Genomic DNA, 24,690 nt, shown 5'->3' with positions numbered 1-24,690 from the left:
CTAGCCCACGACCCCCTCGCGTGCCAGCCGCGCGAGGGTTGGGTCATCCAGCTCCAGCGTCCGGCGTAACACATCGTGGGTGTCTCGTGCGAAACCGGGCGGCGCGCGCCGATAACTCGCCGGTGTGGCCGAAAGCTTCGCCGGAAAGCCGATCACTGTCACCTCGGAACCGTCATCGCGACGCATCGTGTGCAACATGTCGCGGGCCTGGACGTGCGGGTCGGCGAGCGCTTGGGCCACGCTGTTGATCGGCCCACCCGGCACCCCGCTCTGGGCCATCCGAGCCAACAGTTCAGCCGCAGGCCACGTCGCGATGCTGTGGGCCAACTGCAGTTCCAGCTCCTTGCGATGCTGACTGCGCCCGGCGTTGTTGCGGTAACGGGGGTCTTCCCCCAGATCGGGGCGTTCGAGTAGCTGGCACAACGCCTGAAATTGCCCGTCGCCCCCGCATGCGACCAGAATGTAATCGTCAGCGGCGGCAAAGTCGCGATACGGCACGACGTTGGGATGAGCGTTGCCCAATCGACCGGGTACTTGCCCACCGACCAGGTAATTCATGCCCTGATTCGCCAGCAACGACACTTGGCAATCGAGCAATGCACAATCGATCGCTTGACCCTCCCCGGTTCGTGTTCGGTGATGCACCGCGGCCAAAATCGAGACCGTCGCGTACAGACCGCAAAACAGATCGCTGGCCGGTATGCCGACTTTCAAGGGGCCCGCGCCGGGCTCGTCATCGCGACGACCAATCACGCTCATCAGCCCGCTCATGCCCTGCACCAGAAAGTCATAGCCGCCCCGAGGTGCATACGGTCCGGTCTGACCGAACCCGGTGATGGAACAGTAAATCAACCGGGGGTTGAGCACCTTGAGGCTCTGATAATCCAGGCCGTACCGGGCGAGCGTGCCGACCTTGAAGTTTTCGATGACGATATCGGCCTTGGCGGCCAGATCGCGAAGGATCTGCGCGCCTTCAGGCTGCGCGAAATCCACGGCGATGGCCTGCTTGTTTCGATTGGTGCAGAAGTAATAAGCGGCATCCCACGGCTTGTCGCCACTTTCCAGGAAGGGCGGGCCCCAGCCACGGGTGTCGTCGCCCCGAGCGGGGTTTTCCACCTTAATCACCTCGGCGCCCAGGTCGCCGAGGATTTGCGTGGACCACGGACCCGCCAACACGCGGGACAGATCGAGTACCCGCAAACCATCAAGGGCACCCGGTGCAAACAGCGAAGCATCAGTCATCATGTTTTCCTTGAAAAGTTCAGCGCAGGCGTTGGCCTTTGGTTTCCGGCATGCGCCAGAACGCGACGAGGCTGACCAGTGCAGCCGCCGAGACATAAAACAGGAACCAGTCGCCATGCCCTACGCTTTGCAGCCAGGTCATCAAATAGGGGGTGGTGCCGCCGAAAATCGCCACCACTAGGTTGTACGGCAGCCCAATCCCCAAGGCACGGACATCGGTGCTGAACAGCTCGGCTTTCACTGCCGGTGCAATCGCGGAGTACAGGCCGTAGAACAGCAACCCGAACAGCTCCACGGCAAGAATCGTGACGAACGACGCGTTGATCATCGACACCACCGGGTACAGCAACAGCAGGTAGCCGAGGGCAAACAGGATCAATTGCGGTCGTCTGCCGATCCGGTCGGAAAGCAGCCCGAACAGCGGCTGCGACAGCATGAAGATCGCCAGTGCCAGGGTGCTGGCGGCGTAGGCCACCGTCGGCGCCGCGCCCGAGGTGCGGATGGCATGCACCGGGATGTAGCTGACGAACAGGTAGAATGCGAACGCCCCCAGCAGGCTGATGCCGACCATGCGCCGAAGGGCCTGCGGGTGTTCACGCCACAGCGTACGCAGTGGGTGACGCACCACGTGTCCCTGTTTTTTCTGTTGTTGGAAAGCCTCAGGCTCCGCGACCGAGCGACGCAACCAGAGCCCGACGAAGCTGCCAAGGGAACCGATCAGAAACGGGATGCGCCAGCCGTAATCAATCATCTGCTCCTTGCTCAATACCGACGTCAGGAACCAGGCCAATGCCGAAGCGAACAACAGCCCCAACGCGATGCTGAAAAACATGAAGCCCGAATAGAAACCCCGTCGGGCCGCCGGTGCGGATTCAGCGAGAAAGGTCGCCGCAGCGCCATATTCCCCGCCCACCGAGACGCCCTGAACCATGCGCGCCAGCACCATCAGAATCGGCGCCGCGATGCCGATGCTCGCGTAGGTGGGCAGCAGTCCAATCAGCAATGACGGCAGCGCCATCATCAAAATCGTCAGCGTGAGTGCCGCGCGACGCCCGACCCGATCGTTGAACAGGCCGATCAGCAACCCGCCGACCGGACGCATGCCAAAGCCCACCGCGAACACCCCGAACGTGGCCAGCAACGCCGCTGTTTCATTGTCGGAAGGAAAAAACTGTGGGCCGAAATACAGCGCGAAGGCGGTGTAGATCGACCAGTCGAACCACTCGATGGTGTTGCCGATGCTGCCCGCGACGATGGGTCGCCAGGCGGTCGCCACGGTCAACGGAGCGTCGGTATCGCCCGTCGCGTTCAACACGGTGGATGCGTCATGTGCCATGTGATGAGCCTCAATTGTGATTGTTATCAGGCGTCTTTCATAAAGCGGATGCAGCGGCGCACCGAGATAGTCAGCCGGTCCCGGTCAGTGCGCGCATGAAGTCGAGCATCGACAGGTCGCTGTCGAGCAGGCGCTGCCCCAAACGCTGTTGCCAATAGCGCTCGCTGCCGAATTGCAGGCGCCAGTCATGCAGGCGTCGCGTGTACAGTTGCAGGTCGTACTCTTCGGTGATGCCGATGGCGCCGTGGACCATGTGACCGATCCCGCCAAGGGTCACCACCGCCTGGCTCGCCCGCGCCTTGGCCAGCGCCGCCAGGTCAGGATCGACCGCCAACCCGCTGCCCCGCAGAGCCAACTGCACGGCCATCCGCGCGGCATACACTTCCTCGGCCAGCACCGACAGCTGCTGTTGAACGGCCTGGAATCGCCCGATGGGCTTGCCGAATTGAGTGCGTTCAGCGGCGTACGCCAAGGACAGTTTCAGGACACGGCTGGCCGCACCGGCGATCAACGCAGCAAAGATCACGGCCCCCATGGCCTCCCAGTCATGCCCGCCTCCCAGCTTCCGGGCGTCGGTCGGGAATGAGGTCCACAGCAGGTCGACGCTGAGCCCCGAGCCGGAGCGCTCGGCATCCGTGATCGGCAACACCCATGCGCCATCGTCCAGCAGCACCAGCGCCGATTCCGCCGTGTCACCGAAGGCGACATTGGGACAGCTGACGGATTGCCCTTGGCGATACCCTCGGGCCAATGCAATGCCGCCCATTGGCAGGTCATGCCCTTCCTCGGCCAAGGCCGCCCGCACCCACATCGTGGTGGGCAGGGGCAACGGCAAGGCACACTGGCCGCAGGTCTGCAGGACTTCGGCGACGGTTTCCAGCCCGGCACCCGCGCCGCCCTGGGATTCAGCGACCATCAAGTCGGCAAAGCCGCTGTCGAGCACCGCTTGCCAACCGGCTTCAGTGCCCTGCCCCTGCTCGATGCCTCGTACCCGCTGGCCGTCGAACGTTGCCTCCAGCCACTCGCCGAAGGTATCGGTGATAAAACGATCGATACTCATGTCAGGCTCCTAACGCAAATCCAGGCCGCGCGCGATCACGCCGCGCAAGATTTCCCGAGTGCCGCCGCGCAGTGAAAACGCGGGAGCCACCTGGCATAAGTAATCCAGCGTGCGTCTGAGCAACGCGGGTGGGGGTTGGGTGTCGGCACCGATGGCGTCGGCAATCAACAGCGGCACCGACTGTTCGAAGCTGGTGCCTAAGTCCTTGACCAGCGCGGCCTCGATCACCGGGCTGTGCCCCGCCGCGAGACGCCCGGTGACCGCCAGAGACAAACCCCGCAGGGTCGTGAGTTCGGCGACAAAACGCCCCAATAAAACCGCGTCTTCTCGCCTGCCCCGCTCCCGCAGCCAGGCCAGCCACGCGTCCAGCAACACCAGACTGGAATACAGCCGCTCCGGCCCGCTGCGCTCGAATGCGAGTTCCGCCGTCACTTGCTCCCAACCCTGCCCTTCGGCCCCGATCAACGCGTCGGCCGACAGATGTACATCGTTGAAGAACACTTCGGCGAAGTGCGAACTGCCCGTGAGGTCACGAATCGGTCGGATATCGATGCCGGGCAACGTCAAGTCAATGACCACTTGGGACAATCCCCGATGGCGATCCTCAGGCGTTCCAGAGGTGCGCACCAGGGCGATCATGAAATCGCTGTGCTGGGCGTAGGTGGTCCAGATCTTCTGCCCGTTGAGCCGCCAACCCTCGCCATCCGGCTGGGCACGGCTGCGCACGCTGGCGAGGTCGGACCCGGCCCCAGGCTCGCTCATCCCGATACAGAAGAACGCCTGTCCCTGGCAGATGCGCGGCAGGTAAAACGCTTTCTGCGCCTCGGTCCCGTAGCGCACGATCAACGGTCCGCTCTGGCGGTCGGCGATCCAATGAGCGGCGACCGGCGCACCCGCGCACAACAATTCTTCGACCACGACGAAGCGCGCGAAGGCATCCAGTTCTGCACCGCCGTAGGCGTTGGGCAGCGTCAGCCCCACCCAGCCTCGGGCGGCCAGTGCGCGACTGAAATCGGCATCGAAGCCCTGCCATGTGCGAGCGCGCAGATCGGTCGGGTACGCCGCCATGCGGTCCAGCAAAAAACGCCGCACGTCTTGCCGCAGCGGCTCGTGAACGGAAGGTTCGGCGCAAAAATCCAAAGGTTCGAGCATCGCTGATTCCTCAGTCCGGGCGACCGGCCAGCAAACGCTTGACCGAATACTCCATCACCACCACGGCATGCTGGTTGATCACCGTGACCTGCTGCGTGACCACTGCCCGTTGTGATTTGGACGTCGGGCGAATATCAGTGATTTCCACCACGGCATGCACGCTGTCGCCCACCAACACTGGTGCCTTGATCACTTGTTGGACTTCCAGCAGGGCCAGGCCGACGTTCTGCAACAGCGTCTGCATGAGGATGCCTTCGATCAGGCTGTAGGTCAGCGCAGAGGGAACCGGCCGCCCGCCTTTGATGGCGCCGGGGTATTCGGCGTCGATGAAAATCACTTCGGTCTGGCCGGTGACGCCGATGAAATGCACCAGATCGGCTTCGGTCAGCGTGCGGCGGAAGGTTCGGAAACGTTGGCCCTTGTCCAGTTCCTGCCAGAACGGACCTTGGCCAAGCAACGGTATGTCGTCATGCATGAGTGGCGTCTCGATGTCGTTTTTATTGAGAAACGAGACTAGCGATGCACCCTTTCCTTTTCTAATATTGTTTTCCAGTCAATTGATAGTGAATCGGTATCAATATGGATATCCGTCAGCTGCGTCAGTTTGTTGTGCTCGCAGAAACCCTTAATTTCCGCAGGGCCGCCGAGCTGCTGCACATCTCTCAACCACCGCTCTCCGTGGCCATCCGCAAGCTGGAAGAAAGCTTTGGCACCGCGCTGTTCGAGCGCTCGACCCGACACGTCAGGCTGACCGAAGCGGGCGTCGCGGCGCTGGAGGACGTGCGCAAGGCGCTGTTTCATCTCGATCAGGCTCAGCGACACGCCCGCGAAACGGTGGACGGGGTACGCGGACTGCTCACCGTCGGGTGCGTGGGTTCAGCAACCCTGTCGCTCATCCCGCGCATTCTTCCAGACTTCCGCGAGCGCTACCCCGGCGTCGAGTTGGTGCTGCGGGACTACCCGTCCAATCGCATCGTCGAAGAAGTGGAACGTGGCGTGCTCGACATCGGTCTGGTCCGGTCGCCGATCATCGACCGTTACCACGTGTCCAGTGAATTGCTGGAAGCCGATCGCCTGATCGCCGTGGTCCCCGCCAACCACCGGCTCGCGTCTCAAGATCAGGTGGCGTTGGCTGAACTGCGTGATGCCGCGTTTGTTTCGTATTCCCGGGAAGAGGCGACCGGCTTGCATTACGCCGTGAGCAGCGCCTGCCAGGCAGCAGGATTTCTGCCGAGGGTCGTGCAGGAAACCACTCAGATTCAAGCGACGATCAGCCTGGTCGCCGCAGGACTGGGCGTAGCGCTGGTGCCTTCTCTTCATGGGCGACGAAGCGTGGACGGTGCGCACTTCCTGGGCCTCACCGATGCGAATCTGGGGCCGGATATCGGCCTGTCATTGATCTTCAATGCGCAGACCGAAACACGGATCGCACTGGCGTTCCGGCAAACCTGTCTGGAGGTCATGGGCAAAGAGGCCCCGCAAGGCGTTTAGGGGTTCGCTACTGGCACTCGGTTTTCAAATCTGCGCCACTTCCCCTCGTCCTCGCGACACATCCTTTAACAAAGGTTTCCCCTCCCGCCCCGCGATGTTAGCGTGCAGGCCGTTCTGATCGAACGATCAGGAATCTCTCAAGACTGCCTGCAAAGGAATGCCTTACCTCATGAATGTTTCCCTCAAGCACCTGGCTGCGGCCACGTTGGTGCTGGCAAGTTTTTCGTCATTCAGCCCTGCTGCATTTGCCAATCTCACCGCCCAACAGGGCACTGCGATTCTCTCCTCATTCAACGATGCATCGGTCAAGGACTTCAGGCAGTTCCTCGACCGTGTCGGCAAGAGCGACCTCGCAAAAACCGACACACTCACGCCCGCCATCACTGGGTTTCTCGCCAACAAGCCTCTGACCGCTGAACAGCAGAACGAAATTCACCGTCTGCTCGGCCTCTATGCCCGCGTGAAATACGGCGCGGCGGCGACCGAGACGTTGCGTGAGCTGGTGGCAATCCCCACCGTTCGCCAGGACGGCGTGCCACAGCACGAGAACCCGGCGTTCATCGAGATCGCGGCGAAGATCAAAAGCCTCGCCGAATCCTTCCACCTGAACTTCCGTAACATCGACAACCGGGTCTACGAGATTTCCCTCGAAGGCGCGGGCAAGGAAGTGGTCGGGATTCACGCCCACGCCGACGTGGTGCCGGTGACCCCGGAGAACTGGGTGCTGGAAGACGGCACGCACCTCGACCCGTTCAAGGTCACGCTGATCGGCGACCGCATGTACGGCCGGGGCACCGAGGACGACAAGAACGGCATCGTCGTGGCGCTGTACGCGATGAAGATTATCAAGGAAGAAAAGCTGCCGCTGGCCCGCACGTTCAAGCTGCTGGTGGACACCACGGAAGAAACCGCAGGCGACGCGATTCCCTATTATTTCGAGCGCAACCCGGTGCCGGAATACAACCTCGCGCTGGACGGCAGCTACCCGGTGGTGATCACCGAGAAAGGTTACGGGACGGTCATGGCGACCTTTCCTCGCCGTGCTGCTGAAGGTCAAGGCGCCGAGGTGACGTCGATGACCGGCGGCATGGCGACGAACCAGATTCCGTCGCGTTCGGTGGCCACCTTCGTCACCGACACACCCGAAGCGCTGGCGGCTGACCTGCAAAAAGCCGGGATCGATTACGTGCAGCACAACGGCGGCAATTTCAACATCAATGCCAAGGTCGAGGGCAAGGGTGTCAGCCTGACCGTGACCGGCGTGTCGGCGCATTCCTCCGAGCCGGAATCGGGTGTGAATCCGGTGGCGCGGATGCTGGGTTTCCTCAACAGCCTCGACGGCAAGGTCGCGCTCAAACACAACGCGATCACCGACGCGGCCCGTTATGCGACGGACAACTGGGGGCTCGGTTATCTGGGCGAGAAGTTGGACATTGGTTTTTCGGATGCCTTCATGGGCCCGCTGACGGCTTCGCTGACCTACGTGGCGCAGGACGACAAAGCGTTCAAACTGGCGGTCAACCTGCGCGTGCCGAAGGGCAAGTCGCCGGAAAGCCTCAAGGCCGAGATCGGTAAAAAGCTCGATGCCTGGACCGAGAAAGCGCACATCACTCCGGCGTTCGACGTGTCGATTGCCGAGCCGATGTACCGCAATCCGGAAGGTGAATGGGTCAAAGCGCTGCTGACCGTGGCCAGTGAAAACCTGAACATGGCGCATACATTTGGCACGTCGGCGGGCGCGACCTCGGTCCATGAACTGCCCAACGGCGTGCAATTCGGCCTCGCCCGCCCCGACGTCAAATACACCGGCCACACCGACAGCGAGTTCAAGACCACCGAGCAGTTTTTGTTGGACTTACAGATCGTGACCGAGATGTTTGGACGGATCGGGCAATTGCCGAAGTTGTGATTCCGTAAACGTCCTGTTTGCCGGCGGCAGCGATCTTGAGTGCGCCACCGCCGGCAAGCCGTGCCGCTACAGAGGCATGGCGTCGGTCACGAAATCCTGGCAATTCACATCACCCTGTGGGAGCGAATTCATTCACGAAGATGGTACATCCGACGCACATGTGTTGCCTGCCAAATCCTTTCGCGAATGAATTCGCTCCCACAGGGATTGGTGGCGTGCCGAACACGTGTGAACACCTCAGAATCCCACAGATGTCATTTGCAAATCGGGCTTAGCCCTTCGAACCCGGCACCGCCGGACGCCCCCAATCGGCCCAGAGCTTGGCGATGGCGGCGTAGTCTTCACGCCCGTAACCGGCATTCGCGGCCATCTCGTAAACCGAATGTGAACCCTGAATGGCGAACAGCGGCACGCCCAGGTTTTGCGCCAGTTGCAGGGCGAGGACCGAGTCTTTGCGCGCGGCATCCAGTGGCATGCCGCCGTTGTAATTGCCGTCGACGATGCGCTCGGCATAGCGGTGGGTCAGCGGGCGCTGGATGCCCATTTGCGCGTCGGACAGCATGGCGATCAGTTTTTGCGTATCGACCCCCGCCGCCGTGGCCATCGAACCCGCTTCGGCAATCACCACCATCACCGCGTGGGCGACGGCGTTGTTGATGACCTTCGCGGCGGCGCCCGCCCCGGTCTCACCGAAATAAATCTGTTTGTCGGCAATCGCATCCAGCACCGGCTTCGCGGCTTCCACCGCCTGAGCGGAACCGCCGATGGCGAGCGAGGCCGTGCCCGCCGCCATTTGCCCCACACCGGCCAGCACCGACGCGTCGATCACTTCAATACCGTGGGGTTTGAGCAGGCGCTGCAAGGCGTGCATGTCTTCCGGGTTGACGGTGCTGGTTTCGACCACCACGGTGCCCGCGCTCAGGTGCGGCGCGATCTGCTTGACCACGGCTTGGGAAATGCTCGGGCTGGGCAGCGACAAGACGATCACCGACGTCTCGCTCAGGGTCTCCGGCCCACCAATGGCCACGGCGGAAAACTGCTCGGCGGCGCGAGCGATCAGCCCCTGATCCAGATCGGCGACTTTCACCGGGAACGCCTTGGCGATGCGCTCGGCAATCAAAAACCCCATGTTGCCCAAGCCATAGACGGCTACTGCGTTTTGCATATCGATCTCCAACGAATGTAAAAAAAATCGGCGCCGGTTCGAACCTGACGGCGCCGGGAAAACAGTCAGACGCCCTTGCGCGTCTTCAGGGAAAGCACCAGCGCCAGACCGATCAACGAGCACGCCGTCAGGCCCAGCAAGCCGCCCTGAATGGAACCGGTCTGTTCCTTGATGGCGCCCAACGTGGCGGGCGCGGCAAACCCACCGAGGTTGCCCAATGAGTTGATCAGCGCGATGCCTGCGGCCAGCGCTTTCGGCTCCAGCGACACTGCGGTCATGGACCAGAACACCGAGTTACAGGACTTGTAACCGACCGCCGCGATGGTCAGCGCAAACAGCGCAAACCACGGGCTGCCAAAGGTGGCGAGCAGCATGCCGATCGCCATCAGCAGCAAGGCCCCGGCCACCAGCAACTTGCGATGGCCCTTGTTATCGGTGAGCTTGGCGAGGGTGTACATCGCGATCACCGCGAAGATCCACGGCACCGCCGACAGCAGCCCCACCTGGAAATTATTGATGCCATCGATCTGACGCAGAATCCCCGGAAGCCAGAACGTCACGGTGTAGCCGGTCATGGTCGAGGTGAAGTAGATCGCGCACAGTTTCAGCACCGTGGGCTGCATCAGCAGCTTGAGCTGCGACTGGTGCTGCTGTTCCGTGACCCGCGCCGCGTCATCAGCATCGACCGCCGTTTGCAGGGCGTCCTTCTCTTCCGCGCTCAGCCATTTGGCGTCCTTGATGTTCGACACCAGCCACAAAATACTCACCAGCCCGATGAGGATCGACACGCCGCCTTCGATCAGAAACATCCAGCGCCAGCCCGCCAGGTTCAGCCAGCCGTGCATCTCCAGCAGCGCGCCGCTGACCGGGCCAGTGACGATGTAGGCCAGCGCCGACGCACTGAGAAAAATTGCCACGGCCCGCCCGCGATGGGCGTCCGGCAGCCAGACGCTGAAGTAGTAAATCACCCCCGGAAAAAACCCGGCCTCCATCGCCCCCAGCAGAAAACGCAGCACATAGAAGCTGGTCTCGCCCTGGGTAAACGCCATGAGCAGCGTAACCAGGCCCCAGGAAATCATGATCCGTGTCAGCCACACTCGTGCGCCGAGCTTTTTCAGGTAGAGGTTGCTCGGCACTTCGAACAGCGCGTAGCCGATGAAAAACAGCCCGGCGCCCAGGCCGAACGCCGCCGCACCGACGCCAAGATCGGCCTTGAGTGCATCCTGGACGAAACCCAGGTTCGTGCGGTCAATCTGGTTGATCAGCAGCATTAGCACGGTCAGCGGCACCATGCGCTGGTAGAACTTGCGCACCGCCGACTTCATCGCCGAGTTGTCCTCGGCGGCCAGCGTGGCAGACAGAGTGGTCATGGTTTTTATCCTTCTTATGGTCGATTCGGACTCAGGCCCTACAGCGCCAGCCTTCAGGGTTTCAGCGGCGGCAAGTGCAGCTGCACGGTCTCCCCGTCGGAACCGGGCAACGGTGGAAACGACAACCGCACCTGCGGGTCGTGGCCCGGAATCACCCGGCTGTCATCACCGCCTGCCAGCGCCCGCGCCACGCGCCAGCCTTGGGTCATGGCCCCCAGGTCGAAGTAGATCGGGAACGGGTCCTTGCGCTCCAGGTTGCCGTAGAAATGCGCGGCATCACTGGCCAGCACCACCGGGCCACGCGCCGTTTCGACCCGCACCACCTGCAGGCCATCGGTATGACCCCCGACGTGGTGCAGGCTGACGCCGGGGGCGATGGTCGCGTCGCCGCCGTGAAATTCCACCCGCTCGGCGTACACGGCGCGGACCATGGTCACGACGTCCTCGACGTCGAATGCACCGCGCATGCAGCCCATGCACATGTGCCGGCCCGTGGCGAATTGCATCTCACGGTCCTGCAAATGGAAGCGCGCGTTGGGGAACAGGTTCAGGTTCCCGGCGTGGTCGTAATGCAGGTGCGTGATCACCACGTCGCGAATCGAGGCCGGGTCGCAATCCATGGCGCGCAACGCCTCGCCCACCGGGCGCAGGATAGTCCGGGTGCGGCGGTCGTTGGGCGCCTTGGCCGCGCGCTGCTGCGCGGTCTCGATGCTGAACCCGGTGTCCACCAGAATCTCCCGCCCCTCGGCGCGCAACAGCCAGACGAAATAATCAAGGGGCATGTCGGCGTCATGGGGGTCCGGGGCATGCAAGAAATTGTCCCCGGCCTGTCGGTTCTGCATGCCATAACGCAACGCGTAGATTTCCCACTTCATGAAGCGCTCCTTTTTGTTTTATTGACCGGTGACGACGGTGCGCACGGGGAAGCGTTCGCGACCGAAACTGGCCACCACCAACGTCGCCAGTGCCGCCATGCCAGCGGCCAGCAACAGCCCGCCGCTGTAGGCGCCAGTCGTGGTCTTGATCCAGCCCATCACCGACGGCCCCATGAAACCGGACAGGTTGGCCAATGCGTTGATGGTGGCGATCCCTGCGGCGGCCGCGCCGCCCGAAAGGAACGTGCCCGGCAAGGTCCAGAACACCGGCTGGCAACCGTAAATGCCGAACGCGGCGACGGCGAAGCAGATCATCATCAGCACCGGCGAACTCACCAGCGCCGCTGCCGCGAAGCAACTGGCGCCGACGGCCAATGCGAAGACCAGATGCCATTTGCGCTCGCCATGGCGGTCTGAACGACGGCCCCAGAAGACCATGCTCAGGGTGCCGACAATGGGTGGGATCGCTGCGACCAGACCGGTCTGCAAGGTGGTCAGGCCGAAGTCACGAATGATCGTCGGCAGGAAGAAGCCCAGGGTGTAGTTCATGTACACCACGCTGAAATACACCAGCCCGAGCAGCAGCACCATCGGGTGGGACAGGGTCTTCCACACGCCCGGTTTGCTGTCCTGCGGACCGGCGCGTTCTTCGTCGGCCAGACGCTGAGTCAGCCAGTCGCGCTGTTCAGGGGCGAGCCAGGTCGCTTGATGAGGGTGATCGGTCAGGCACTTCAGCACCACGACCGTGAGGATCAGCGCCGGGATCGCTTCCAGAAGAAACATCAACTGCCAGCCCGACAGCCCGTCGTGGCTGCCCATGCCCAGCAACCAGCCGGACAGCGGCGCGCCGATCACACTGGAGAACGGCAACGCGGTCATGAAATAGCCCACGACCCGCGCCCGATACGCGCTGGGAAACCACAGCGTGAGGAAGAAAATCACACCGGGAAAGAACCCGGCTTCCGCCGCGCCGAGCAACAGGCGCAGGGTGTAGAACACGGTTTCAGTGCTCAGGCCGGTGGCGTGGGAGATTTGCGGGATCAGCCCCATCGCTCCCGACAAGATGCCCCAGGTGAACATGATGCGGGCGATCCAGCGACGGGCGCCGAAGCGGTGCAGCATCAGGTTCGACGGCACTTCGAACAGGAAATACGTCAGGAAGAAAATCCCCGCCCCCAGCCCGTACACCGCCGAAGAAAAACCCAGTTCCTGGTTCATGGTCAACGCGGCGAAACCCACGTTGACCCGGTCGAGGTAAGACACGATGTAGCAGATGACCAACAACGGCACGACACGAAACGCCACGCGTTTCATGGTCGTGGATTCAAGCACGCGATTCGCTTCGGACATGACATCACCTTAAGGTGGCTATTGTTATTTTCGATGACCGCTGTACATAAAACGGTCGGCAGATCCGGACGCTTTCGACGGGTGATCGGCCCTGCTCCGCCAGGCGCCGACCACTCGCTTTCCCGCGTTACTTGGCGACCGCCAGCGGGTTTTCGTGGAGGCCGAAATACAGGCTCTTCACTTGCGCGTACAGACGCAGGCCGTCGATGCCTTTTTCGCGGCCAATGCCGCTGTTCTTGAACCCGCCAAACGGCGTGCTGGTGACCGACTGCTTGTAGGTGTTGATCCACACTGAACCGGCTTCGAGGGCACGGCCGATGCGCCACGTGCGCTTGAAGCTCTCGGTCCAGATGCCGCAGGCCAGACCGAAAGCCGTGCCGTTGCCTTGAGCAATCAGGTCGGCCTCGTCCTTGAACGGCAGCGCCACCAGCACCGGGCCGAAGGCTTCCTCCTGACACGACAATGCGTCCGGACCCAGACCGTCGATCACGGTCGGCAGGTAATAGGCGCCCTTCGCGTACTCCGCGCCCACCGGCACGCCACCGCCACACAGAATGCGGCCGCCTTCGTCGCGGGCGCGGCCCACGAAACGGATCACGCGCTCACGATGGTGGAACGAGGCGAGTGGGCCCATTTCCACGCCTTGAGCGTCAGGGGCCGCGACCTTGAGTTCCCGTGCACGCTGCACCACGCGCTCAAGGACGTCGTCGTAAATGCTTTCTTCGATGAACAGGCGCGAACCGGCGACGCAAGACTGCCCGGCAGAGCCGAAAATCCCGGCCACGACGGCAGCGACAGCGTGTTCGATGTTGGCGTCAGCGAACACCACGTGAGGAGATTTTCCACCCAGTTCCAGCGCCACCGGAATCAGACGTTCTCCGGCCACCTTGCCGATGGCCTGACCGGATTGAGTGCCGCCGGTGAAGGACACCATGCGCACGCCAGGGTGCGCGACCAGCGCCGCACCGACGATGGCGCCGCGACCTTGCACCACTTGCAGCAGACCCTCCGGCAGACCGGCGGCCAGGGCGATGCGCAGCAATTCAGGGGCCAGCAGAGGCGAATCTTCAGAAGGTTTGAGCAACACCGCGTTGCCCGCCGCCAAAGCGGGGGCGACCTTGGTGGCGTCGTTCATGATTGGTGAGTTCCACGGGGTGATGGCCGCGACCACACCGTAGGGTTCGAGCACGGTGAACGACACGTAATCGCCCCGCGCCGGGGTGACGTCGGTTTCCAGGGTTTCACACACCGAGGCGTAATACAGGAAGGTGCCCACGGCCGAATCGACCATGCCACGGCATTCGCCGATGGGCTTGCCGTTGTCGCGCATTTGCAGTTGCGCGAGGGTTTCCTTTTCCGCCGCCAGGCCGTCAGCGATGGCACGCAACACCGCCGCGCGGCGATGGGGCAACAGGGCTTTCCAGCCGGACTCGTTGAATGCCTTCCAGCCACGGGCGACAATGGCGTCCAGTTCGTCGACCGGCGTCACCCGTACCCTGCCCACTTGCAGGCCGGTGGCAGGGTCGGTGCTGATGAGGAATTCTTCGGGTGTGAAAGCGTTCATGACGGCTCCAGTTCTTGTTGATTGAAGCCAGTCTGCGTGCATGTCCGGCGCCGAAACAACCAGCACGTTGTCGCCATTAATGGTGATAAGGTTATTGATAACGCCTTGCTGCCATCCGCCAGGGAACGGTCGTGAAATCACAGGGATTTGGCATCGATCTGCCAATGCCGGATGAACGAATTTGAGAATAACGAGAACAATCGATGAGCAAGTTTGACGGCCACATGAGCGCGGAACACAGCCACCACGCCCTGCCCGAACCGGTGGCGGCGGTGATCGAAGCGATTGAAACGGACATCATCAAAGGCCGGATTCTGCCCCGTACGCGGCTGATCGAAGATCATCTGATGGACGATTACGACGCCAAACGCCATGTGGTTCGCGCTGCGCTGGTGGAGCTTGAACGACTGGGCGTGGTGGTAAAACCGCCGCACCTTGGCGCGCAGATTCGTCGCTTCGATGCTCAGGCCCTGGACGATCTTTATCGCATGCGCAGCGTGCTGCACCGCGCCGCCGTGACGATGATGAAACTGCCGGTCGACCCTGAGCGTCTCGACCGGGTGACCGCCGCGATGCAGGCCCACGCCGACGCCGCCGAGAGTGGCGACATCATCCAGATCAACCGCGCCAACATGCAGTTCCATCGCGAACTGTACGGCCTGTGCGACAACCCCTACCTCGCTGAATCCATCCGCCTCCACGACTGGCTCAGCTTCCCCGCCCGCGCCTACGGCGTGGCCGACACCGAAGCCCTGGCGCAAGCCTGCCAGGAACACGCCGACATGGTCGACGCCCTGCGCACCTGCGACCGCGAACGCCTCGACCGCCTGTCCTACGGCCACATGGACCGGGCCAGGGCGATCTATGCGGCGAAGTTTTTGAGCAAGTGAATGCAGGGGCCAGCGCGTCGATCAAGGCTTGTTGAGCCTCGGAACCTGTAGGGGTGTATTCATTCACGAAGGCGGTAGATCCGCCCCGGATGTGTCACTTGCCAAATCCTTTCGCGAATGAATTCGCTCCCACAGGGAATGGCGGCGTGCCGAAAAACCCTCTCAGTTCGGCGCCAACAACGGACACACCTGCCCTGCCCGTTCCACCAACAACCCGCGCAACACGCTCATCTGCGCGATCCTCGCGTCCAACACTGCGATCTTTTCAGCGAACAGCTGCGCCAGCACCGGCGCCGACACCGCCTCGCTGTTCCACAAAAGCGGCAAATTTTCACCAATCTCTGCCAGTGAAAACCCCAACTGCTGCGCCAGCTTGATATACCCCACCAACTGCACGGTCTGCTCGGGGTACAGCCGATAACCGTTGGCCGTCCGTTGCGGCTTGATCAACTGCTTCTCTTCGTAAAACCGCAACGCATCCACCGAGACCCCGGTGAGCGCTGCCACTTCGCCAATTCTCATGATGCTCGACGCCCGTATTGACTCTGGACTTAGGACCAGGCTTTAGCCTGCGGGCTCAAACTGTGAGGGATGACGATGGTCAGCGTAAAGCGCAATAAACAGATCGTCCGGGCCAGCGCCGGATATGACTTGGTGGTGACGGCAGGCTTCATGACGCCCTGGACGGCGGCGTGGGTGTTCGAGGGGTTTGCGAAAATGTCCGACACGCTGGGACTGGATCGCCCAATACCGACGCTGGACGTCACGGCCATGCTGCTTGCCAACCTGCTCGGCAGCGTGGTGGTGGTCTGGTCCCTGTGGCGCTTGAGACATGCCAGCCGAATCGTCGGCCTCTACGACGCGCTGGCCCGCGGGTTGTTCGCCGTGTGGCAACTCTATGCCGTGGCCCATGGGGCGAGCTTTCTGCTGCTGGGTTTTACTGTGTTTGAGGTAGCGTTTGGGATTGCCCAGGGCTGGCGGGTGCAAGAGAACGCAGACTTCGAACGCACAGGGGCAAGCACCTGAACCCGCCGGGGCGCCGTTCACCGTGTAAGAGCAACCGGCGCCCACTCACGGATTCAATCCAACAACGAGCGGTCCTGCTCAATCATCAGGTCTTTCATCTCTTCGAAATGCCGCCGGGAAAAGTCAGTGATTTTCTCCCAGCCTTTCGCCGTCTTTTCCGCCACGTCATCCGACAGCACCCGCAACGGCTGGCCGGTGGACAGGGCTGTCACGTAGATCTGGCAGGCGCGTTCCAGGGTCCAGATATCGTCGAATGCTTCTCCGATGTTCGGGGCGATGACCATGACGCCGTGGTTACCCATCAGCAGGCGGCGTTTGCCGTCGAGCAGACCGGCGAGGCGCGCGCCTTCGGCTTCGGTGTCGGCCATGCCGCCGTACATGTCGTCCACGGCGATGCGGTTGAAATAGCGGGCGGTGTTCTGGTCGATCGGCAGCACTTGAGGTTTGGCCAGACAGGCCACGGCGGTGGTGTAGACCGGGTGCAGATGCAGCACCGCGCGGGCTTCCGGCAGGCGCTGGTGAATCTGTCCGTGGATCGACCACGCGGTCGAATCGACATCAGGATGCTCGGCGCTGGCGGGGTCATCGGCGTTCAGCAGCAACAGGTCGCTGGCGCGAATGCGGGAGAAGTGTTTCCACTTCGGGTTGATCAGGAATTGCTTGCCATCGGCCGAGACGGCGGCGCTGAAATGGTTGGCGACCGCTTCGTGCATGCCCAAGTGGGCGACGATGCGAAAGGTCGCGGCCAGGTCGATGCGCGCCTGCTCTTCGAGTGATAACGCCATGAATCAGGTCTCCACAGGGCGTGGCCGCATCAAAGGATGCGGCTCACGCGACAGGCTCGTGTCAGGGTTTCGGCATCAGTGCCGCGATGTCTTCGTCGGTCGGGGCTTCGAAGTTGTACTTCTTCAGCAACGCCGCGTATTCCGGGGTCGCGCGGTACTTGGCCAGCGCATCCACCAACGCCGTTTTGATCTGGTCGTTGCCCTTCTTCACGCCGAAGCCGTTGAGCACCGGGTAGATCAGGGTGTCGGAGGAAATCACCACGCGGGTGCCGAGCTTGTCCACCACGCCACGGGCCACGGCGGCGTCGGTGATTTGCGCTTCGACGGCGTGGGCGAGCATCGCCTGGGTGGTCTGCGGGTCGGTGGCGTATTCGCTGATCGCGATCGGCTGCAGGCCGTTTTTCACGCAGTATTCATCGGAGAGTTTGTGCATCTGCTGCAACCACGACGTGGCGGCCATGGAGCCGATCTTGTGGCCGCAGAAGTCTTCCGGACGCTTGGGCTGATAGGCGCTGCCTTTGACTGCCAGGATCGACTCGCCGCTTTTCAGGTAAGGGATCATGTCGATGACTTTCACCCGCTCGCCGGTGATGTACATCGACGAGTTGGTGACGTCGAAGCGACCGCCCTGGAGACCCGTGATAAGGTTCGGGAAGCGCGTGTCGAGGGTTTCCACCTTGCGCCCCATGACCTTGCCCAACCCGTCCATCAGCTCGATGTCGAAGCCGGCAGGACGGTTGTTGTCCATGTACTCATACGGGAAAAACGTCACATCGGAACCGGCAATGATCTTGCCATCCTGCTGGAAGGCCGAGGCCGCCAACGAGGTCATCGCAACCGCTGCGCCAACCAGGCTCAGGGCAATAGGGCGAACAATCTGGTGCAACGCTGTCATGGTGAATCCCCGCAAGGTTAAGAGAAGTTAGGCAGTGGTTCGGTCTTGCCCGGCCTGTTGCACGAAGAAAGAAGCGCCACGGGGTTTCTGCGGCAACCGCATATGGTTGGCCGTGGAACGCACGAGGCCACTTTCCTGACCGGCCACCATCAGGCCGGCGTGCTCACTGGGCAGAGGGTTTTCGCCGAATGGCAGCGCGTCTTCAGCGGCGTAAACACCGATGAACAGGGTGCGCGGCAGTTCGGTCTCGTTAGGGCTTGAAGCGTGCAGCAAACGGGTGTGCATGAAGCAGACGGAACCCGCCGGGCCGAAGCAGGCCACGGGCGTCTGGCAGTGCTCGTCGACGACCTCGTCGTCCACGGCACCGGTGAACCGCTGGTCATGCCAGTGGGACCACAGCGGCCCCTTGTGGCTGCCGGGGATCACGTTCAACGGGCCGTTCTCCGGGGTCACTTCACTGACCATCAACAACGCGGTGACGATGTCGTCGTTGCTGTGGGGCGTGAACAAAAAGTCCTGGTGCCACTTCACCTGGGTCGCGGTGTGGGGCAGCTTCGAGTTGATCTTGCTGTGGTGAAAGCGCGTGCCGTTGCCGCCGATCAATTGCGCAGCGATTTGCGCCATGCGCGATTGCAGCGCGACCTGGAAATAGGCCGCCGAAATCTCGGTCGGCGAGCTGACACGACGCAGTGACGGGTGATCCGCGCGGTGGTCGCCTTCGAGGTCGAAACGCGCCCGGCCGTCGATGGTTTCACCCCAGCCCTGTTCGTGGCTGCGGCTCTCTTCCACCCACTGGTCGAAGTCGTGCTGCAACGCCGCCACTTCGTCCGCCGAGAGGACCCCTTCCACCACCAGAACGCCGTCGCGGTGGAACTGCTCAATCTGCGCTTGCTCGATCATCTGCTTACCTTTCTTCAAATGTGGACGATGGGGGGATCACGCCAGCGAGACATCCTTGAGGAATGCGTCGACACGTGGGTTATGGCCGTTGCGCAGCACCTGGGGCTCGTCGTCGCACACCACGCGGCCCTTCTCCATGAAGACAATCCGGTCGGAGACCTTGAAGGCGAAGTTCATTTCGTGGGTGACGATCACCATGGTGATGCCTTCCTGGGCGAGGGCTTCGATGACCTGCAGCACCTCGTTGACTTTTTCCGGGTCGAGCGCGGAGGTCGGCTCGTCGAACAGCATGATTTGCGGGCGCATCATCAAGGCCCGGGCTATCGCCACGCGCTGCTGCTGACCGCCCGACAACTGGCTCGGGTATTTCCAGGCGTGGTCGAGCATCCCGACTTTGTGCAGCAAGGCATAGGCCTGCTGCTTGAGGTCATCGAGGCGACCCAGGCGGTGGTAACGCGGTGCCATGAGCAGGTTGTCGAGCACGGTCAGGTGCGGGAACAGGTTGAAGCTCTGGAACACCATGCCGATGTTCAACCGGTGCTCGGCGTGCTCCACGTATTGCGGCTTTTGCGCGCCCTGTTTGTTCAGGTGAATGAACGGTTGGCCGTTGATCTGGATGTCGCCGTTGTCGATCTGCTCAAGGCCATTGAGCAGGCGAATCAGCGTGGTCTTGCCGGAACCGGACGGGCCGATCACCGACACCACTTCCCCGGGCTGAATCTTCAGGCTGACCGCCCCCAGCACTTCGACGTTGTTGTAGGCCTTGTGCAACCGGTTGGCCTGCAACGCCGGAGCTTGCAAACCCGTGGTGATCGGGCGTTGCACGGCTTCACGTTGCTGCGTGGCGAGGGCCAGCACGGCGGCATCGGGGACGCGAGACACGTTGCGCTGGTTGACGTCGAGGTATGTCTCCAGCCGCTTGAGCAGGAAGTCGAACACGGTGACGATCAGCACGTAATAGAACGCCACCGCCGCCATGGTCTCCATCACCAGAAAATTCTGCGAATACAGGCGCTGACCGACCATGAGAATTTCAGTCAGCGAGATCACCGACACCAGCGAGCTGAGCTTGACGATGGAGATGTATTCGTTGGCCAGCGACGGCAACGCGACCCGCAATGCCTGAGGGATCACCACCCGCCATTGGGTGCCGAGAAAGCGCAGCCCGAGGGCACGTGCGGCTTCGGTCTGGCCCTTGTGAATCGAGAGCAAACCGCCGCGATGAATCTCCGCCACGTATGCGGTTTCACACATCACCATCGCCAGCAAGCCGGCCCAGAACGGGTCGCCCAAGACCACCGACGCCGAGGGAAAGGCCTGCGGGATGTTGTAGACGAAGATCAGCAGCACCAGCAGCGGCACACTGCGGAACAGCCAGATGTAGGCGCGGGCCGGGGCACTGAGCAACGGGCGTTTGGACTGCTTGGCCAGCGCCACGAAAAATCCGAGGCCGATACTGACGAGCCAGGTCACGAAACTCAGCTTGATGACGGTCCACGTCGCACGCCAGAACTCGGCATCGAAAAGCAAACCAAACATGTAATTCCAGTCGAATGTCATCGTCGCCGCGCTCTACAAAAAAATCAGAAAGTCCAACCGGGCGTCTCGCTCGACCCCGTCTCACGGCTGCACCGTTGAAACGAGATTCGGGGAGAGACGCGCTAACGGTCAATTAGGATTAACCGGACCAGTGAGTAGGCAGATCCGATGCAGCCGTGCGATCAAAAAACGTGCAATGAACCGCACTTGATCGGTGTGCAACGGAAATGCCCCGCAATGGCGCATCACTCAGGCCGCCCTCCGGCGGGCGCCACATTTCAGTGCGGCGTGTCCGTGATCGTCCCTGGGCTCATCCTGTGCCTGCAGTCTGCAGGCGCGGTGGCGTCGGTTAAATTCGTTTCTGGCTTGGAACTGGGGCGAGAAAATCCGAAGCAGCGGAGGCGTCGCGGGATGATCGACCGTGGTGCGCGGTCGATCACTCGGCGTCGGCGGCGGCCCGCACGGCGTGGGGGTCGAAGAAGCTTGGCGCGGCCATGCCGGGGATGTATTGGTCCGACACGAACATGCGGCAGCGCTCGATGAAAGCCGACACAACGCGGGACGGCTGCGCGTTGCTGGCGGTGGCGTAACCCAGCTGCAAGGCGTGCTGTTCACCGGCCAGACGGATGCGGATGAGGCGCTTGCCGTCTTGAGAAATGTTGCCCTTGGGCCGGGCGTTGGCAATGCTGTAGCCGATGCCGTTGCCGACCAAAGCGCGCACGGTTTCGAGGTTGCTGGAGCGCATCACGATGTTGGGCGTGACGCCGGCGGGAATGAACAGACTGAGGAAATATTCCCGGCTCCACGGGATGTCCAGCAGCACCATCGGATAGGGTTCGAGGTCCTGAATACCCACCGCCGAGACATTGGCCAAGGGGTGGTGTTCACCGACCATCACGTACGGCGGCAGCTTCGCCAGAGGTTGAAAATCGATGCCTTCACTGGCGATCAAATCGTAGGTCAACGCGATGTCGATTTCCGAGCTGCGCAGCTTGTCCAGCAGCTGTTCATGGTCGCCTTCGACCTGGCTGATGCGCACGCCGGGAAACGCCCGGCCAAAGCCGAACACCAGCTCGGGGGTGATCATCGGTGCCAGCGAATGCATGCAGCCGACGCGCAATGGCCCGCGCACGGTGTTCAAGGATTCCGACGCGATCGTATAAAGGTTGCTCATCTGTTCGAGGATGAGTTTGGCCTCTTGCATCACCTGCCGCCCCACGGCCGTCAGCGAGATGCCTTGGGCGTGGTGCCGGACGAACAACTGAATGCCCAGCTCGGATTCCATGTGGGTGATGGCGGCCGAAATGGACGGCGACGACACGTGAATGCGCTCCGACGCGGCGCTGATACTGCCCGCTTCCCCGGATGCGACAAAGTACTCCAACTGACGTTGAGTAATACGACTGAGCATCACGCCCTCCGCGATGTTGACGACAGGGCGCAGGATTGCTCGGCCCCTCGACTGACTGCATTTGCACGCTTCATGCCGGGTCGTTGGTGACCCCGACAGCATGCGACGAAGTGCCATCATCCAGTGCGGGGTGCCGAAGCAGGGTTCGGTTTTTCCTAAGCTCTACGTTCAAAAAGCAGAATTCCTATACGACAGCCCCTTGATCACACTGCCCTCGCAGATGGACGACGTCTGCAAGGCGCCTGTGCCTTCTCGACACGCTGTCGGTGCCCAGGCATCGGCCCAACCGATCAAGGTCGCTCTCTTTAGGAAGTTCACATGTCAGTCGAAAAAATCAACACCTTGGTGGTCGGCGCAGGCCAGGCGGGTGTCGCCATGAGCGAGCATCTCTCGCTGATGGAAGTGCCGCACATCGTCCTGGAGCGCAACCGCATCGCTGAACGCTGGCGCTCCGAACGCTGGGACTCGCTGGTCGCAAACGGCCCGGCCTGGCACGATCGTTTTCCGAGCCTGAAATTCAGCGACGTGTCGCCTGAAGCCTTCCCGCCGAAAGAACGCATGGCGGACTATTTCGAAGACTACGTGGCCATGCTCAAGGCCCCGGTGCGCACCGGCGTCGAGGTGCTGAAAGTCGAGCGCCACGTCGGCCGCCCCGGCTTCAAGGTGACCACCTCCCAAGGCGTGATCGAAGCCACCAACGTGGTGGCCGCGACCGGCCCGTTCCAGCGCCCTGCCGTGCCGAACATCGTGCCCGAGACCGCCAAGGTTCAGCAGTTGCATTCCTCCAGCTACAAGAACCCGGGCCAGTTGGCCGAGGGTGCCGTGCTGGTGGTCGGCGCCGGGGCTTCCGGTTCGCAGATCGCCGAAGAACTGCAAAAGGCCGGCAAGACCGTCTACCTCTCGGTGGGTGAACACTACCGCCCGCCCCGCGCTTACCGTGGCCGCGATTACTGCTGGTGGCTGGGCGCGCTGGGCCTGTGGGACGAAGTGCGGATCACGCCGAAGAAAAAGCACGTGGCGTTTGCGGTCAGCGGCTATGAAGGCGGCAAGACCGTGGACTTCCGTCGTCTGGCGCACCAAGGGATCAACCTGGTGGGGCTGACGAAAGCCTTCGACAACGGCGTGATGAGCTTCGAACCGGGGCTGGCCGCCAACGTGGCCGAAGGCGACCGCGCGTACTTCGACGTGCTGCGCGATGCCGATGCGTACATCGAACAGAACGGCCTGCCGTTCCCGCCGGAGCCCGACGCCTGGGAATTGCTGCCCGACCCGGACTGCCTGATCAACCCGATCCTCAACCTCGATCTGGAAGCCGCAGGCATCACCACGATTCTCTGGGCGACCGGTTTCAAATTCGACTTCAGCTGGTTGCAGGTCAACGCCTTCGATGACAAGGGCGAACCCTTCCACAAGCGCGGCATCTGCGCGGAAAGCGGGATCTATTTCCTTGGTTTGCCGAACCTGGTGAACCGCGCGTCCTCGTTCATCTACGGCGTGTGGCACGACGCGAAATACATCGCCGACCACATCGTCCTGCAGAACGGCTACATGACCTACGAACGCTCCTGAGACTGAATGGCCGGCCGGCGCTGACCCACGAAACGTCCCGCCGGATAAGGGTTTACAGGCCCTTCGGTTTTTCCTAATCACTGCCCCACGCAAATGCTGGTTTCGCCCTGTTGGGGGCAGTGTGAAGCTGGGGCTATTCACGGTTGTCCCGCGACCTGTTTTCAGGCGATCTATTTCAACGAGCGCTATTTCAACGAGAGCCACGCCATGCCTACCCACACTCGCATCCGCATGTTCAACACCAAAGAGACCTACCCCAATCAGTCGCTGGACAACGACCTGTGCCAGGCCGTGCGCGCTGGCAACACAGTGTACGTCCGGGGCCAGATCGGCACCGACTTTGCGGGCAATCTCGTGGGTCTGGGCGCCCCACGGGCACAGGCCGAACAGGCGATGAAAAACGTCAAGCAACTGCTGGAAGAGGCCGGTTCGGACCTCTCGCACATCGTCAAAACCACCACCTACCTGATCGACCCGCGCTACCGCGAGCCGGTGTACCGCGAAGTCGGCAAGTGGCTCAAGGGCGTGTTCCCGATCTCGACCGGCCTGGTGATTTCCGGGTTGGGCCAGCCGGAATGGCTGATGGAAATCGACGTCATCGCCGTGATCCCGGACGACTGGACCGCCGCCTGACTCCTGCGTTTCCTCGCCACCGGAGCCTCCCATGGCCAGCCCACACAACACGCCATTTGCAACACCGACGATGCCTGCCCTCAATGGCGTCAACCGGCTCTTCGGGCGTTACCAAAGCCGTGACGACGGGGCCGTGCTGACGTTCGGCGGCGCGTTGTTACGGGTGCCAGTCGAGCGGGTGCAGGCCGAGGTCGGCGAACGCCTGATGATCTCTCTGCGCCCCGAGAGCATCCGCCTCGACGCACTGGGGCCAGACACCCTGCTCAGCGCTACCGTCATCGCCCACGTGACTCACGGCGACCACGTCGAGATTCAGGTGGACGTTCCAGCACTGGGATCGAATCTGTTCGTGCGCCATTCGGGTCACGACGCCCTGAGCCGTTGGCCCGTGGGCGCAGCGGCCGGGTTGAGTTTTGACGTTCAGGGGCTCACGGCGGTGGCCGCCGAACTCCCCTCTTCTCTTTGATTTCGGATTTTCCATGACAGCCTTTGCCTGCATCGCTCAACGCGCTCGTTCTACGGAGCGTC

Annotated in this window: 23 protein-coding genes; 7 read left to right on the top strand and 16 right to left on the bottom strand. The window is 62.2% G+C overall.

Features of this window, described 5'->3' with window-relative positions; all coding sequences use genetic code 11:
* The 5 genes from GVN17_RS11840 to GVN17_RS11820 all read right to left on the bottom strand — a co-directional run bounded on the left by GVN17_RS11840 (window position 1) and on the right by GVN17_RS11820 (window position 5,265).
* Entirely contained in the window at window positions 1–1,242 is a 1,242-nt protein-coding gene (locus tag GVN17_RS11840; protein WP_166595442.1) for a CaiB/BaiF CoA-transferase family protein, read from the bottom strand.
* Window positions 1,243–1,261: 19 nt separating this feature from the next.
* A complete protein-coding gene (locus tag GVN17_RS11835) occupies window positions 1,262–2,578 on the bottom strand; it encodes an MFS transporter (RefSeq protein ID WP_166595441.1) in 1,317 nt (438 codons plus the stop codon).
* Window positions 2,579–2,648: 70 nt separating this feature from the next.
* Window positions 2,649–3,638, bottom strand: a complete 990-nt coding sequence (locus tag GVN17_RS11830; RefSeq protein ID WP_166595440.1) for an acyl-CoA dehydrogenase family protein — start codon at window positions 3,636–3,638, stop codon at window positions 2,649–2,651.
* Between the two features lie 9 nt (window positions 3,639–3,647).
* Entirely contained in the window at window positions 3,648–4,790 is a 1,143-nt protein-coding gene (locus GVN17_RS11825; RefSeq protein ID WP_166595439.1) for an acyl-CoA dehydrogenase family protein, read from the bottom strand.
* Window positions 4,791–4,800: 10 nt separating this feature from the next.
* On the bottom strand, window positions 4,801–5,265 hold the full coding sequence (locus tag GVN17_RS11820; protein ID WP_166595438.1) for a MaoC/PaaZ C-terminal domain-containing protein: 465 nt from the start codon (window positions 5,263–5,265) through the stop codon (window positions 4,801–4,803).
* Window positions 5,266–5,369: 104 nt separating this feature from the next.
* Here GVN17_RS11820 and GVN17_RS11815 point away from each other — a divergent pair, with 104 nt between their 5' ends.
* Both GVN17_RS11815 and GVN17_RS11810 read left to right on the top strand, forming a co-directional pair.
* Window positions 5,370–6,281, top strand: coding sequence for a LysR family transcriptional regulator (locus GVN17_RS11815; protein WP_166595437.1), 912 nt, complete (start codon window positions 5,370–5,372; stop codon window positions 6,279–6,281).
* Window positions 6,282–6,450: 169 nt separating this feature from the next.
* Window positions 6,451–8,190 (top strand): dipeptidase, encoded by a 1,740-nt coding sequence (locus GVN17_RS11810; protein WP_166595436.1) that lies wholly within the window; start codon window positions 6,451–6,453, stop codon window positions 8,188–8,190.
* A 271-nt stretch (window positions 8,191–8,461) separates the two neighbouring features.
* On the opposite strand, the gene GVN17_RS11805 is transcribed toward GVN17_RS11810, so the two are convergent.
* The 5 genes from GVN17_RS11805 to GVN17_RS11785 form a co-directional block, all read right to left on the bottom strand.
* A complete protein-coding gene (locus GVN17_RS11805) occupies window positions 8,462–9,355 on the bottom strand; it encodes an NAD(P)-dependent oxidoreductase (RefSeq protein WP_166595435.1) in 894 nt (297 codons plus the stop codon).
* A gap of 65 nt (window positions 9,356–9,420) precedes the next feature.
* Window positions 9,421–10,725 carry an MFS transporter gene (locus GVN17_RS11800; RefSeq protein WP_218576171.1) on the bottom strand — a complete coding sequence of 435 codons (1,305 nt, stop codon included), beginning with the start codon at window positions 10,723–10,725 and terminating at the stop codon, window positions 9,421–9,423.
* Window positions 10,726–10,778: 53 nt separating this feature from the next.
* The gene (locus GVN17_RS11795) at window positions 10,779–11,600 is read right to left on the bottom strand and encodes an N-acyl homoserine lactonase family protein (RefSeq protein ID WP_166595434.1); all 822 of its coding nucleotides are present in this window, start codon (window positions 11,598–11,600) and stop codon (window positions 10,779–10,781) included.
* Window positions 11,601–11,618: 18 nt separating this feature from the next.
* A complete protein-coding gene (locus tag GVN17_RS11790) occupies window positions 11,619–12,950 on the bottom strand; it encodes an MFS transporter (protein WP_166595433.1) in 1,332 nt (443 codons plus the stop codon).
* Between the two features lie 127 nt (window positions 12,951–13,077).
* Entirely contained in the window at window positions 13,078–14,514 is a 1,437-nt protein-coding gene (locus tag GVN17_RS11785; protein WP_218576170.1) for an aldehyde dehydrogenase, read from the bottom strand.
* Window positions 14,515–14,717: 203 nt separating this feature from the next.
* On the opposite strand from GVN17_RS11785, the gene GVN17_RS11780 reads away from it, so the two are divergent.
* Window positions 14,718–15,404 (top strand): GntR family transcriptional regulator, encoded by a 687-nt coding sequence (locus GVN17_RS11780; protein WP_166595432.1) that lies wholly within the window; start codon window positions 14,718–14,720, stop codon window positions 15,402–15,404.
* Between the two features lie 162 nt (window positions 15,405–15,566).
* On the opposite strand, the gene GVN17_RS11775 is transcribed toward GVN17_RS11780, so the two are convergent.
* Entirely contained in the window at window positions 15,567–15,926 is a 360-nt protein-coding gene (locus GVN17_RS11775) for a MerR family transcriptional regulator (protein ID WP_166595431.1), read from the bottom strand.
* A gap of 75 nt (window positions 15,927–16,001) precedes the next feature.
* On the opposite strand from GVN17_RS11775, the gene GVN17_RS11770 reads away from it, so the two are divergent.
* Window positions 16,002–16,430 carry a hypothetical protein gene (locus tag GVN17_RS11770; RefSeq protein WP_166595430.1) on the top strand — a complete coding sequence of 143 codons (429 nt, stop codon included), beginning with the start codon at window positions 16,002–16,004 and terminating at the stop codon, window positions 16,428–16,430.
* A 53-nt stretch (window positions 16,431–16,483) separates the two neighbouring features.
* On the opposite strand, the gene GVN17_RS11765 is transcribed toward GVN17_RS11770, so the two are convergent.
* From GVN17_RS11765 to GVN17_RS11745, 5 genes are all read right to left on the bottom strand, one after another.
* A complete protein-coding gene (locus GVN17_RS11765) occupies window positions 16,484–17,215 on the bottom strand; it encodes a class II aldolase and adducin N-terminal domain-containing protein (protein WP_166595429.1) in 732 nt (243 codons plus the stop codon).
* A gap of 61 nt (window positions 17,216–17,276) precedes the next feature.
* On the bottom strand, window positions 17,277–18,110 hold the full coding sequence (locus GVN17_RS11760) for an ABC transporter substrate-binding protein (RefSeq protein WP_166595428.1): 834 nt from the start codon (window positions 18,108–18,110) through the stop codon (window positions 17,277–17,279).
* 27 nt (window positions 18,111–18,137) lie between these two features.
* Complete coding sequence (locus tag GVN17_RS11755; RefSeq protein ID WP_166595427.1) at window positions 18,138–19,010, bottom strand: phytanoyl-CoA dioxygenase family protein; 873 nt, start codon at window positions 19,008–19,010, stop codon at window positions 18,138–18,140.
* 36 nt (window positions 19,011–19,046) lie between these two features.
* The gene (locus GVN17_RS11750) at window positions 19,047–20,570 is read right to left on the bottom strand and encodes an amino acid ABC transporter permease/ATP-binding protein (protein ID WP_166595426.1); all 1,524 of its coding nucleotides are present in this window, start codon (window positions 20,568–20,570) and stop codon (window positions 19,047–19,049) included.
* A gap of 415 nt (window positions 20,571–20,985) precedes the next feature.
* The gene (locus GVN17_RS11745; protein ID WP_166595425.1) at window positions 20,986–21,960 is read right to left on the bottom strand and encodes a LysR family transcriptional regulator; all 975 of its coding nucleotides are present in this window, start codon (window positions 21,958–21,960) and stop codon (window positions 20,986–20,988) included.
* A gap of 318 nt (window positions 21,961–22,278) precedes the next feature.
* On the opposite strand from GVN17_RS11745, the gene GVN17_RS11740 reads away from it, so the two are divergent.
* The 3 genes from GVN17_RS11740 to GVN17_RS11730 all read left to right on the top strand — a co-directional run bounded on the left by GVN17_RS11740 (window position 22,279) and on the right by GVN17_RS11730 (window position 24,628).
* A complete protein-coding gene (locus GVN17_RS11740; protein ID WP_166595424.1) occupies window positions 22,279–23,529 on the top strand; it encodes an NAD(P)/FAD-dependent oxidoreductase in 1,251 nt (416 codons plus the stop codon).
* A 207-nt stretch (window positions 23,530–23,736) separates the two neighbouring features.
* On the top strand, window positions 23,737–24,162 hold the full coding sequence (locus GVN17_RS11735; protein WP_166595423.1) for a RidA family protein: 426 nt from the start codon (window positions 23,737–23,739) through the stop codon (window positions 24,160–24,162).
* A gap of 31 nt (window positions 24,163–24,193) precedes the next feature.
* On the top strand, window positions 24,194–24,628 hold the full coding sequence (locus tag GVN17_RS11730) for a TOBE domain-containing protein (protein WP_166595422.1): 435 nt from the start codon (window positions 24,194–24,196) through the stop codon (window positions 24,626–24,628).
* Window positions 24,629–24,690 lie beyond the last annotated feature (62 nt).

Origin of the sequence: Pseudomonas sp. SLFW (assembly GCF_009905615.1) — a bacterium.
GTDB lineage: Bacteria > Pseudomonadota > Gammaproteobacteria > Pseudomonadales > Pseudomonadaceae > Aquipseudomonas > Aquipseudomonas bambusae.
This window is presented reverse-complemented; position numbering and strand designations above follow the sequence as displayed.